Here is a 13,114-nt window from a genome sequence, read left to right on the forward strand (position 1 = left end):
TTTTAATTTTTAAAATGGATATTAACTTTTAAACCTTTGTTGGGCTTATTTTCAAAATTAATGCTTCCATTAATAGTTTTTATACGGGTTTCCATATTTTTAAGTCCATTTTTAAAAATAATAGTATTCTCTTTAAAGCCTACTCCATTATCAGTATAGTTCATTTCTATATTGTGGTTTGTTTTCTTGCAAGCTAAAACAACTATACTCGCTTTACTATGCTTTTTCATGTTAACAAACAACTCATTAAAAACTCTATATATTACAATCTGTTTCTCTTTCTTTAAATTATTAAGATCTAAAGTAGATAAATCTTTTAAGATAATTTTAGAGGTATTAGAATTATACCCAGCTACTAATTCTCTAAAATAATTTTCAAAATCGGCACCCGTTTCAATTGAATCATTCTCGTGAGAAATTGCCCGAGTTTGAAGGTATATTTTATCTAAATCGTTTATAATTTCGACTGTTTCTATCTTAGGGTTTTGCACCTTAACAAGCGTATTAAAAATATCATTCCCCAATTCGTCATGTAACTTCTTAGCAATTCTTGTTTCCGTATTATAACTCTCTTGTAAAATTCTTTTTTTGTATTGATATTTTCTTCTATAAATTAAAATTAACAACCCGGATGTTAATAGAATACCAAGAATAAAAATATTTTTCTTATCACTATATTCTTGTTCTGCAACTAACTTATTTTCGGTAGCTAGTGTTTTAAATTTTTGTTTTTGTTTTTCTTCTTCTTCATAATTGTATTTAATCTTAGCAAATTTATATTGACGCTTTGTTTCTGCTTCTTGCAAACTATCTCTTAATCTAATACTTTCTTTATAATACTTAATAGATTTTTGAGGTGATTGAAAGTTGACAATTTTATCTATAGCTTCTAATAAGTCTTGTAAACTTTTTTCTTGCTTAGCTATTTTATACATTTCATTCGCATAAAACAATGATTTAGTATTGTCTTTTTTATTGAAGAACTCTGATAAATGGCTATAACTAGCAATTAAGCCATAATTATCTTTTTCTGTAATTCTGATTGATTTTGCTAATAACAACTCTTTTAATATAGCACTACTTACATCATTTAACCACTTAGTATGTGCTAAATTATCAATAATTCTGGCTTTTGTTTTCTGATGTGTAATGGTATCTTTTAATAAGTCTTCTAGAATTAAAATTGACTTAGAATATTTCTTTTGCTCCTTAAAAACATTAGCAACGTTGTTTTTATAAATAATTTTAGAACTTTTACTCTTCGAAATAAGAATACTTTTATTGTAATAAGAAATTGCTTCTTTATATAAAGACTGTTTCTTAGAATTTATAGCCATGCAATTAAATACTTTTGCTTTAAGGCTTGCGTTATTACTTTTTAAAAATTTTAAAGCTTGCACAGCAGTAGAATCACTACTAGAATAACTACCAAAATCTGACTCTAAAATGGCTAAATTGATTAAAGCATTACTTATATAAACACTATCTTTAGTTTTTAAGAAATATTTTTTAGAATTAGAATAATAAAAATAAGCACTATCCTTTAAATTAATTCTATTAAAATAATTACCAAGTTTAAAAAAAACTTTTCCCTGTAATTCATCGCTTTCTAAAACATTAGGTAGGTTTAACATTTTTTTTGAGAAAACAATTGCACTATCAATTTTAGGTAACTTACCATATAAATAGCTAATATTGTTATAGATTAAATACGTATCTGAAACCTCTAATTTCATTTCTTTAGCTATCTTTTTTGAAAACTTAAGCTTCTCTACATTATCTAATTTTTTATAGTTAGGGGTTTTTAATAATACCTTTATTTTAGATTCCTTACTTAAACTCTTTTCTTTTTCAACTTCTTTTTCACAAGATAAAAAAGCTAATAAAAGAAAAAAGAGGAATGCAACTTTTACTTGTTTCATTCCTCTAAAATACTATAAATATTTAGAAATATTAATCATCCTTTAAAGGATCTTCTTCCTCTACAGGATCTTGTCCATCTTCTCCTCCTGTTGCAGAAACCTCTAATTTTATAGATTCCTTTTCTAAGTTTTCATCTAAATCTGTACAAGATGTAAAAACACTGTTTACTAGCAATATAGCAAATACTAAACATACCTTTTTCATGTTACTTTCCTTTAAAAATTAAACAATAGTGTTGCCTCCGAATTTTAGAATTCAGCTTTTTATGATTAGCAACACATTAAAATTTAAAAGAGTCGCGCGCCTCTTTTGCGGGAAGTTGTAGATTGAAATAGCGTTATTCTTTTGTTTTCCCAATAAAAAAACACCGCTAGTTCATTCTGTTTTTTTAGTAATAACTCTCTTTCTTTTTTTAGAAAATTATTTCTTCTGCAAATATCTAAAGAGAAGAAAAACTATCGGTAACCAAGGTTTAGACAGTTTAAAACCAACAATAAATTGTCTATTTTTAGACAACCAAACAACCAACAATGATTAAAGCCCTTTTGACTGATTTTTTCAATGAGATTGAAAAAAAAGAAATAAAGAAAAACAAAAATGCCCAAGCTACTTTCTGGGTAGAAGAATTACAAGAAGTAACACCTGCAGATAAAAACTACATCAGTATAAGAAAGGCAACTCGCCTGTATAATAAATATATTGAAGACAGAGAACAGGTAATTGTTAAGGAGCCCAATAAATATCTTTTAGATTTTATGGCTCAATATTTAGGCTACAGTAGCTTTGAAGAATATCTAACTAAAAAAGAATTAACAACAGAAAATAATGAAAAGAAAACAACTATTATTCCTAAAAAAATTGAAAAACAATCATTTCTAAAAAAACATAAAAATACGGTTGTTATTGGCGTAAGTTTACTCTCTACTTTATTACTATTTTCCTTAGTTAAAAGCAATACAAATAATTCTGAAACGTGTATTATCTGGAAAGAAACTCATTTTGAAAAAAGTACTTGTTCTCTAAAAAAGTCAGTAGATAATTCTTTATATAAAATTGATATTGAAAATTTTAAAAAAATTGAAGTTACTAAAGAAACACCTTTTTTTAAAAATGGAAAGCCTCAAATTTGGTATGGAAAATCATCTAAAAGAAAAATGGAATACTTTACACAAAGGGGAGTTCATCCAGAAACATTAAAAGAATTAGATCCTATTACAGAATATATCATCAATAAATATGTATTCACAGAAAAAGCAGATAAAACTATTTTAAACTAAAAAAGCAGCTAATAAAATTAGCTGCTTTTTGTAAAATATAATTTAGAGAAAATTATCTAATTAACTTTCTATATTTAATACGTTTTGGCATTAAATCTCCACCTAAACGTTTCTTTTTATTTTCTTCATACTCAGAAAAACCCCCTTCAAAGAAATAGACTTCACTATTCCCTTCAAAAGCTAAAATGTGTGTACAAACTCTATCTAAAAACCATCTATCGTGACTAATAACTACTGCACAACCAGCAAAGTTATCTAAACCTTCTTCTAATGCTCTTAATGTATTTACATCCAAGTCATTTGTTGGCTCATCTAATAACAACACGTTTCCTTCTTCCTTTAAAGTCATTGCTAAATGCAAACGGTTACGCTCTCCACCAGAAAGTGTATTTACTTTTTTGTTTTGCTCACTTCCAGAGAAATTAAAACGACTTAAATACGCACGAGAATTTACTTGCTTACCTCCCATCATTACTAAATCTTGTCCGTCAGAAAAGTTTTCCCAAATTGTTTTCTCTGGGTCAATATCTGAATGTGCTTGATCTACATAAGCAATTTTAGCAGTTTCACCTACATTAAAGCTTCCACCATCAGGAATTTCTTCTCCCATAATCATTTTAAAAATAGTGGTTTTACCAGCTCCATTGGGACCAATAATACCAACAATTCCCGCTTGCGGAAGATTAAATTCTAAATTATCATATAATAATTTTTCTCCAAAAGCTTTAGAAACACCAGTAGCTTCAATAACATTTGTTCCTAAACGTGGACCATTAGGAATGTATATTTCTAATTTTTCGTCTGTTTGCTTCTGATCTTGACTCATCAATTTGTCATAATTCTTCAAACGCGCTTTTTGCTTTGTTTGACGACCTTTTGCTCCTTGACGAACCCAATCTAATTCTCTTTCTAACGTTTTCTGGTGTTTAGAAGCTGTTTTGCTTTCTTGTGCCATTCTCTTAGATTTTTGATCTAACCAAGCAGCATAATTACCTTTCCAAGGAATTCCTTCTCCTCTATCTAATTCAAGAATCCAACCAGCAACATTATCTAAGAAATATCTATCATGCGTTACAGCAATTACGGTTCCTTTATATTGTGCTAAATGGTGCTCTAACCAGTGTACAGATTCTGCATCCAAGTGATTGGTAGGCTCATCTAATAATAAAATTTCTGGTTCTTGTAATAATAATCTACATAAAGCAACACGTCTTTTTTCTCCACCAGAAAGTACACCAATTTTCTTGTCAGAATCTGGAGTTCTTAAAGCATCCATTGCTATTTCTAATTTGGTATCTAATTCCCACGCATTAGCAGCATCAATTTTATCTTGCAATACTGCTTGTTGCGCCATTAGTTTATCCATCTTATCTGCATCAGAATAAACTTCTTCTAAACCAAACATATCGTTTATTTTATTGTACTCATCTAAAATTGCAACTGTTTCTGCAACTCCTTCTTTTACAACTTCTAAAACTGTCTTTTCTGGATCTAATTGTGGCTCTTGTTCTAAGTACCCTACTTTATATCCTGGCGCAAAAGTTACATCACCTTGAAAATTCTTCTCTACACCTGCTATAATTTTTAATAAAGTTGATTTTCCTGATCCATTTAAACCAAGAATACCAATTTTTGCTCCATAAAAGAAGCTTAAGTAAATATCTTTTAAAACTTGCTTTCCTGTAGATTTATAAGTTTTAGACAACTTATTCATCGAAAAGATTACTTTCTTATCGTCGCTCATTGTATTATATATTAAAAAATTTGAAAAATTAAAAGTTTTTAAACAATTGCTTAAAAACTAAAACTACTACTGTAAACTGAGACTGTTTACTATTTTATACTCTTCCTTTTAAGGCATTAAAAACCCATGCAATACAAAAGAAACCAATACCTACAGTTGCAAAACCCCAACCAGCAACATCTTCGTATCTATAAGCTCCCATTAAAATTAGAATAATCCCCATTAAAAGCATTAACATGGTTGCCCATCCTAATACCGTATTTTTATTCATTCCCATAATTCGTAATTCGTTAGTTTGATTGGCAAATATCGGTAATTATTTGGTATTGCCCAATTATAGGCTTTAGTAAAAATCCTTTAAAATGGGTATATTATAAAGTAAGTAGCATTAAATGCTTAGTTTCTTGCTAGTTTACGCAAAGCCACCCACTGTTTCATTTTTTCTCTAGAATTACAAGCCGGATAACCAACTACTGATTCTCCTGCCGCTACATCACTAATAACCCCAGAACCTGCACCAACTTTAGCACCAGAATGTATTGTTACATGATCTTTTATAGAAGCGCTTCCGCCAATAATTACACCATCTCCTAAAGTTACAGAACCCGCTAAACCACTGTGTCCTGCCATGATACAACATCTTCCTAATACAGAATTATGACCTATTTGCACTAAATTATCTATCTTGCAACCATCTCCTAAAATAGTAGAACTAAATTTACCACGATCTACACAAGAATTTGCGCCAATTTCTACAGCATTTCCTATAACTACATTTCCAATATGTATTATTTTTACTAAACCTCTACCATCTGAACTTGGTCTATAACCAAAACCATCTGCTCCAATACTAACATTGATATGAAAAATACAATGACTCCCTATTTTACTGCGTTCTCTAATAACAGTACCAGACCAAATAACGGTTTCGTTTCCAATTGTAGTATCATCAAAAATAGAAACATTAGGATAAACTGTTACATTATCACCTAAAACTACATTTTTTCCGATATAAGAATTGGCACCAATTTTACATCCATTTCCTAACTTTACCGTTTTATCTATCACTGCTGTAGAATGAATATCTGTTTCAAAATAAGGTGGCTCTGGTTCAAAAGCCTCCAACAAAACAGCCATTGCCAAATCTGCATTTTTTACTTTAATAAATGCTTTTCCTTCTCCGGGTAAAATTTTTATTCCATCATAAACAATTGCTAAACTAGCGTTTGATTTTTCCCATAAACGTGCATATTTAGAACTCCCTATAAAGGTTACATTTCCTTTAATTGCACTTTCTATTTGCGCCGGAGCATTAATAATATCTTTACAATTACCAACTAATTCACCTTTTACAAGTGATGCTATTTCTTCTACAGAAAATGATTTCATAGATTATTTTTATTTTTTCTAAATGTACTATAATAATTATTAAAATAAGAAATTCCTATGATAACATAGGAATTAATTCATTTACTGTCTTCTACCTCCACCTCTATTAGGCCTTTCTGAATTATTATTTTGAGGTCTTTTAGGTTGTAAACTTTCTATTATATTTTTTTGATATTTTAACCACTTCTTATCTTGTTTTTCTGATAAGATACCTTTTAAAATTTCATTGAGTTCTTTTTCATTTTTATGAACGCTATCTTTTATTGGACGAATAACCTTTCTAACCTTTTCTCTAATATTTCTACTATTCTCATTATCTTTACCTTTAGAGATTGAGTTCATTAAAAGGTCTAAGTCCGAAAATTTTGTAGCATTTAAGAATAAAATTTCTTTTATTTTAAAATTATAATTTCTTAAAGCTTTGGTTACTGTATATTGTTTGTCATCATCTTTAAGCTTAACTTTCTTTATCACCTTATCAACATCATAATAAAAAATACCAGCAATATCTTTTGCCGTCAGTTTTTTTACCTCTTTTGTTTGATTTAATTCGGGGTTTTGTGATTGTTGTCTTCCTCCACCTCTAGAACGCTGTGCTGCTATATTAAACGTTAAAAAAAGGATTACAATTAAAAGTATTTTCTTCATTATGAATATTGTTTTTAAATATGTACTTCTTATTTAGATGCTAACTACCTAAAAAACTTGCACTTTTATTTTTTGAGAACAATAACCTTAACTTACATATTCTTTTCTATTAAAGACTAGCGGCTAATCTTGCCCCCTGATTTATAGCTCTTTTTGCATCTAATTCGCTTGCAAAATCTGCGCCTCCAATAACATGTACGTTTTTGCCCGCATCTAATAATGGTTGATACAATTCTTTAAAAGGAACTTGACCAGCACAGATAACAATGTTATCTACTTCTAAAATTTTTGCTTCTTCATTTTGAGTATAATGCAAACCTTTGTCATCAATTTTTGTGTAAGAAACTTCACCAATAAATTGGACTTTCTTTTTCTTTAAAGTAGATCTATGAATCCAACCAGTTGTTTTACCTAGATTACCACCAAATTTCCCTTTACTTCTTTTAAACATAAAAACTTCTCTTGGCGACGGATGAAATTCTGGTTTTACAGCTTCAATTCCTGCTCTTGCTTCTAAAGATTTATCAATACCCCATTCTTTTAACCAAGCGTCAATATTTAATGATGTAGATTCGCCTTCATGCGTTAAATACTCAGAAACATCAAAACCAATTCCTCCTGCTCCAATTACAGCAACACGTTTTCCTACTGGTTTTTTTAATTTTAACACATCAATATAACTCAATACTTTTGGGTGCTCAATGCCTTCTATTTTTAATGATCTTGGTTTAATTCCGGTTGCAATTACAATTTCGTTAAAATCAGATTTTAATAAATTGTCTGTAGCAACTCTTGTATTTAATTTTACCGTTACATTATGTAATTCTATTTGTTTTTTAAAATAACGCAGCGTTTCATAAAACTCTTCTTTACCAGGAATCTGTTTTGCGATGTTAAACTGACCACCTATTTCTTTATCAGCATCAAACAACGTAACAACATGACCTCTTTGTGCTGCAATTGTTGCCGCTGCTAACCCTGCTGGTCCTGCTCCAATTACCGCTATTTTTTTGGGGTTTGTTGTTTTAGAATACACCAATTCTGTTTCATGACAAGCTCTAGGGTTAACCAAACAGCTGGCTACTTTCTGTTGAAAAACATGATCTAAACACGCCTGATTGCAACCAATACACGTATTTATTTCATCACTTTTATTAGCTTTAGCTTTATTTACCCATTCTGGATCTGCTAAAAAAGGACGCGCCATAGAAACCATATCTGCATCTCCTTCTGCTAATATTTTTTCTGCCGTTTCTGGCATATTTATTCTGTTAGAAGTAATCAATGGAATTGACAATTCTTCTTTCATTTTTTTGGTTACCCACGTAAATGCAGCTCTAGGAACTGATGTAGAAATAGTTGGTATTCTAGCTTCGTGCCAACCAATACCTGTATTAATAATTGTTGCGCCAGCTTTTTCTATTTCTTTTCCCAATTGAACAACTTCTTGCCAAGAACTTCCATTTTCTACCAAATCTAACATTGATAGTCTGTAGATAATAATAAATTCTTCACCAACAGATTCCCTAATTTGTCTCACAATTTCTATAGGCAAACGCATTCTGTTTTCATAATCTCCTCCCCAATCATCTGTTCTTTTATTGGTTCTTTTGGCTATAAACTGATTGATTAAATACCCTTCTGAACCCATAATTTCTATACCATCATAACCAGCTAAATGAGATAGTTCTGCTGAGTTTACAAAATCTCTAATGGTTCTCTTAATTCCAGATTTTGTTAATTTAAATGGTTTAAAAGGTGTTATTGGCGATTTTATTTTTGATGGAGCAACACTAAACGGATGATAGCCATAACGACCTGAGTGTAATATTTGCATACAAATTTTACCACCTTCTTTATGCACTGCTGCTGTTATTTTTTGATGTTGTTTTGCATGTTTTTCTGTAGACATTCTAGACGAGAAAGGCCCTGTCCAGCCTTGTACGTTTGGAGATATTCCTCCAGTAACAATTAACCCTACTCCACCTTTTGCTCTTTCGGCATAATATGCTGCAATTCTATCTAATCCGTTTTTTTCTTCTTCTAAACCAGTGTGCATAGAACCCATTAGAATTCTGTTTTTTAAAGTTGTGAATCCTAAATCTAATGGTTCAAAAATGTGTTTATATTTACTCATCTTATTATTTTATTCTGATTAAAAAAAAATCTAGTTAGATTCCCGTTTTCACGGGAATGCAAATTTTAACTGAAATTTGTAGCAGCCCTACAAAAAAACTTTTTCAATTTACTATGCATGCATAATACTTTGCAAGATATGTTTATTTTTTGAAAAGAAAAAGCCAAAGAATTTGATTCTTTGGCTTTTCTTGCAAGGTCTTTTTTTTAACCCTGTAGGTATTTAACGTGAGTTCGATGTAAGAAATTTTAATTAAACCTATAAAAAAAGCAGAATATTTAGTATATTAAAGTACTGAATTCTAATATATTAATAAATATCCTGCTTATGATTTCTGATAGTAAAATTATAGAAATTTTCTGTTCTTTAGATGATTTTATGAAAGAATTTAACTTAATTCTTAATAAAAACAGCATTTCTGATGGTTCAACAACTAAAAAACGTAATAGAAAGTTCAAAATGTCTGATAGTGAAGTGATGACCATACTTGTTATATTTCACCTAAAGTCTTACCGAAACCTTAAACACTTTTACTTAAACCATATTTGTAAATACAGACAAGATCTGTTTCCAGATTGTGTTTCTTATAATAGATTTGTAGAACTTCAAAAAAAGGTTACACAACCTTTAGCCGTTTTTATGAAAATGTATTGTTTAGGCGATTGCACAGGTATCTCTTTTATTGATTCTACTCCTTTAAAAGTATGTCACTATAAAAGAGAAAAACAACATAAAGTATTTAAAGATATTGCCAAAAAAAGCTATGGAACTATGGGGTGGTATTTTGGATTTAAACTACATATTGTCTGCAATGACAAAGGAGAAATTATTGATTTTATGTTCACTCCAGCCAATGTAGATGACAGATTCCCTCTCAAACAAAAGAAGTTTCACGACAAATTATTTGGAAAAATTTTTGGAGACAAAGGATATATTGGGAAAGATTTATTTGAAAGACTTTTTGTAGACGGAATTCATTTAATAACTAAAGTTCGAAAAAACATGAAAAAGAAAGCAATGGACTATATGGATAAAGTTATCCTAAGAAAAAGAGCAATCATCGAAACAGTAAATGATGTACTAAAAAACACTTGCCAAATTGAACATTCTAGACATAGATCTTTTGATAATTTCATAACAAATATGATCTCTGGATTAATTGCATATTCTTTTTTACCTAAAAAACCTTCTATAAAAATCCCGAATATGTTACCGAATATTGCGATTGATTAGCTCGAACTCACGTTATTTAGAACATTTAATAATTATACCTAAAAGGTTTTTGAAACCTTGCAGGTAGATTATATCATAGGAACGTCAACAATCAATAATTTACTTTGTTTGTTTGCCTTAATAGAAACGTTGTTTGCTTCTGTTATTCCTACTGCATCTTTTTTTTCTAAAAGCTCATCTGCTACAATAACTTCTCCTTCAATTAAGAAAAAATAGGCTCCATTTTTTGGTTGATATTCTATTTCTGTATCTTTATCTAAATCTACCATAGAGATATAACACTGCTGGTTTATAGGTAAAGAATCTTCTACTAGCTTGTTTTTTGGAGAAACTAATACTTGAAATTTATTTTTTCGTCCGGCTTCATCAAACATTTTTTGATTGTAATACGGGGTTACACTTTCTGCTTCAGGAATAATCCAAAGTTGTAAAAAATTAACTTCATCTGTTTTACTATCATTAAATTCTGAATGAGTTATACCGGTTCCGGCACTCATTACTTGTACTTCTCCAACTTCTATTGATCGTTTATTTTCCATACTATCTTTGTGAGATAAGCTTCCTGAAATGGGTATAGAAATAATTTCCATATTTTTATGAGGATGTGTGCCAAACCCCATTTTTGGTTGTACAACATCATCGTTTAAAACACGTAACATACCAAAATTCATTCTTTCTGGATTTTGATAATTTGCAAAGCTAAATGTGTGATGAGATTTTAACCAACCATGGTTTGCATATCCTCTTGTTGCTGATTTGTGAAGTATTTTTTTCATGATTTTATTTTTAAAAAACCTTAAAGTATCTTGTTATTATCTGTTGTTTTTTTTTGCGTTAGGGATTGAAACGGCATCCTTTTTGTTTTTCACAAAAAGATATAGTGTAAAGCCCGACCTTTTTAGGGAACGCCCTAATAAATACCTCATATTTTCCCTTGATTAAAATAGCAGATTACTACTAAAATATCTCCCACTAATACATACATTAAAGGTTAATGGTTTTCTGGAATATTAATTTTTAGCTATTTTAAATATTTTCCATGGAAAATATAAGTGTAATTTTTTTTTAGCGTAATTTATCTAACAAATTACTTAATGTTAAAGCTTCTTCATCGGTAAGATTATCTAAAAAAGACAACGTTTTATTTTCATCGATATTTGTTAATAATTCTAAACCCAACTTTGTTATTCTAACATATACTACTCTTCTATCTTCTTCGCAACGCTCTCTTTCAATTAAGTTTTTATCGTAGAGCTTATCCATTAAACGAGTTGCATTTGGCGCTCTTTCTATCATTCTATCTTTTACAATCTGTACTTTAATTCTGTCTTTTGCACCACGTAAAATTCTAAGAATATTATACTGTTGTGGCGAAATAGCATACGGTTTAAAGAACTCATTTTCTCTACTGCTAATCCAATTTGCAGTGTATTTTATATTGATAAAAGCTTTTAATTTATTACTTTTAAAATTAGATTTTATGTCTTTAGAAATATCTCCCATCTTTCAGTATTCAGTAATCAGTAATCAGTAATCAGTAATCAGTAATCAGTAATCAGTAATCAGTAATCAGTAATCAGTAATCAGTAATCAGTAATCAGTAATCAGTAATCAGTAATCAGTAATCAGTAATCAGTAATCAGTAATCAGTAATCAGTAATCAGTAATCAGTAATCAGTAATCAGTAATCAGTAATCAGTAATCAGTAATCAGTAATCAGTAATCAGTAATCAGTAATCAGTAATCAGTAATCAGTAATCAGTAATCAGTAATCAGTAATCAGTAATCAGTAATCAGTAATCGAAAATTAAAAAAAAATAATTAAAATAATTGATTTTATAATAAACTTATTAACTCAAAAAAATATTTTTTTTCACTCTTCACTCTTCACTCTTCACTCTTCACTCTTAATTCTCTTTTCTTAATCCCAAAATAAAAACTTAAGCTCTTAAATTTAAATCTTGCATAATTTTATTAAACTCTTCTGTTGTTGGTGTTAAATAGACTTTATCATCTACAAACAACGTTGGAAACTTAGCAACACCATTATACAATTCTTTACTGTGTTCTCTTGCTTCTGCATCTTTAGAAATGTCTTTATAAACATAAGGCTCATCTGTTGAGTTTAAAAAATTTTTAAAAGTAACGGTGTACGCATGTCCTTGTTTACCGTATAATACAATCTTCATATTTATTAATTTACTGATTCTTCAAACTTGTTTACTTCTTCTTTTAAAGCAGTTAAAAGTGCTTCATTAACAATTTTACCTTCTTTAAAATTATCGTAAAAACTTGGTAACGAAAAAGAAATTAATTCTTTTGCGCCTTGTCTAGAAAATCTAGAAATTGCGGATTCTAATACAGATTGTCCACCTCTTGCTCCTGGAGAAGTTGCCATTAATAATAAAGGTTTGTCTCTAAAAACATTTGCTTCTATTCTAGAGCTCCAATCAAAAATATTTTTAAAAGCTGCTGCATAAGAACCATTGTGTTCTGCTAAAGAAAGTATAAAACCATCATAATTATCTAACAAAGCACTAAACTTTGTTGCATCTTCTGGAAAACCATTTTTCTCTTCGTCTTCACTATAAATAGGCAACGTAAAATCTCTTAAATCGATGACATCAAATTCTGTCTCTTTTAAATTTTCTGCTGCAAATGTTGCTAATTTTTTATTGATAGAAGTTGAACTTGTACTTCCTGCAAATGCTAATATTTTTTTCATAATTTAAAAATGTTTATTTGTGTAATTGTTTAACTGTG

At 29.6% G+C, this 13,114-nt stretch carries 13 protein-coding genes; 2 read left to right on the plus strand and 11 right to left on the minus strand.

The window, feature by feature from the left end; all coding sequences use genetic code 11:
* Positions 1-2: 2 nt before the first annotated feature.
* The gene (locus tag GQR92_RS06850; protein ID WP_158838403.1) at positions 3-1,922 is read right to left on the minus strand and encodes a sensor histidine kinase; all 1,920 of its coding nucleotides are present in this window, start codon (positions 1,920-1,922) and stop codon (positions 3-5) included.
* A 31-nt stretch (positions 1,923-1,953) separates the two neighbouring features.
* The gene (locus tag GQR92_RS06855) at positions 1,954-2,127 is read right to left on the minus strand and encodes a hypothetical protein (protein WP_158838404.1); all 174 of its coding nucleotides are present in this window, start codon (positions 2,125-2,127) and stop codon (positions 1,954-1,956) included.
* Between the two features lie 326 nt (positions 2,128-2,453).
* Here GQR92_RS06855 and GQR92_RS06860 point away from each other — a divergent pair, with 326 nt between their 5' ends.
* On the plus strand, positions 2,454-3,200 hold the full coding sequence (locus GQR92_RS06860; RefSeq protein WP_158838405.1) for a hypothetical protein: 747 nt from the start codon (positions 2,454-2,456) through the stop codon (positions 3,198-3,200).
* A 52-nt stretch (positions 3,201-3,252) separates the two neighbouring features.
* On the opposite strand, the gene ettA is transcribed toward GQR92_RS06860, so the two are convergent.
* The 5 genes from ettA to GQR92_RS06885 form a co-directional block, all read right to left on the minus strand.
* Positions 3,253-4,944, minus strand: a complete 1,692-nt coding sequence (ettA, locus tag GQR92_RS06865; protein ID WP_158838406.1) for an energy-dependent translational throttle protein EttA — start codon at positions 4,942-4,944, stop codon at positions 3,253-3,255.
* Between the two features lie 94 nt (positions 4,945-5,038).
* The gene (locus tag GQR92_RS06870; RefSeq protein WP_158838407.1) at positions 5,039-5,221 is read right to left on the minus strand and encodes a CAL67264 family membrane protein; all 183 of its coding nucleotides are present in this window, start codon (positions 5,219-5,221) and stop codon (positions 5,039-5,041) included.
* A gap of 119 nt (positions 5,222-5,340) precedes the next feature.
* Complete coding sequence (gene lpxD / locus GQR92_RS06875; protein ID WP_158838408.1) at positions 5,341-6,333, minus strand: UDP-3-O-(3-hydroxymyristoyl)glucosamine N-acyltransferase; 993 nt, start codon at positions 6,331-6,333, stop codon at positions 5,341-5,343.
* An 81-nt stretch (positions 6,334-6,414) separates the two neighbouring features.
* A complete protein-coding gene (locus GQR92_RS06880; protein WP_158838409.1) occupies positions 6,415-6,981 on the minus strand; it encodes a hypothetical protein in 567 nt (188 codons plus the stop codon).
* Positions 6,982-7,090: 109 nt separating this feature from the next.
* Positions 7,091-9,118 carry an NADPH-dependent 2,4-dienoyl-CoA reductase gene (locus tag GQR92_RS06885; RefSeq protein ID WP_158838410.1) on the minus strand — a complete coding sequence of 676 codons (2,028 nt, stop codon included), beginning with the start codon at positions 9,116-9,118 and terminating at the stop codon, positions 7,091-7,093.
* 327 nt (positions 9,119-9,445) lie between these two features.
* On the opposite strand from GQR92_RS06885, the gene GQR92_RS06890 reads away from it, so the two are divergent.
* Complete coding sequence (locus tag GQR92_RS06890; protein WP_158838411.1) at positions 9,446-10,351, plus strand: IS982 family transposase; 906 nt, start codon at positions 9,446-9,448, stop codon at positions 10,349-10,351.
* A gap of 68 nt (positions 10,352-10,419) precedes the next feature.
* Here GQR92_RS06890 and GQR92_RS06895 read toward each other — a convergent pair whose 3' ends face one another.
* The 4 genes from GQR92_RS06895 to GQR92_RS06910 all read right to left on the minus strand — a co-directional run bounded on the left by GQR92_RS06895 (position 10,420) and on the right by GQR92_RS06910 (position 13,076).
* On the minus strand, positions 10,420-11,127 hold the full coding sequence (locus tag GQR92_RS06895) for a pirin family protein (RefSeq protein WP_158838412.1): 708 nt from the start codon (positions 11,125-11,127) through the stop codon (positions 10,420-10,422).
* 289 nt (positions 11,128-11,416) lie between these two features.
* A complete protein-coding gene (locus GQR92_RS06900) occupies positions 11,417-11,854 on the minus strand; it encodes a MarR family winged helix-turn-helix transcriptional regulator (protein WP_158838413.1) in 438 nt (145 codons plus the stop codon).
* Between the two features lie 437 nt (positions 11,855-12,291).
* The gene (locus tag GQR92_RS06905; protein WP_158838414.1) at positions 12,292-12,540 is read right to left on the minus strand and encodes a glutaredoxin family protein; all 249 of its coding nucleotides are present in this window, start codon (positions 12,538-12,540) and stop codon (positions 12,292-12,294) included.
* A gap of 5 nt (positions 12,541-12,545) precedes the next feature.
* A complete protein-coding gene (locus GQR92_RS06910; protein ID WP_158838415.1) occupies positions 12,546-13,076 on the minus strand; it encodes an NADPH-dependent FMN reductase in 531 nt (176 codons plus the stop codon).
* Positions 13,077-13,114 lie beyond the last annotated feature (38 nt).

The organism is Polaribacter sp. L3A8, assembly GCF_009796785.1.
GTDB lineage: Bacteria > Bacteroidota > Bacteroidia > Flavobacteriales > Flavobacteriaceae > Polaribacter.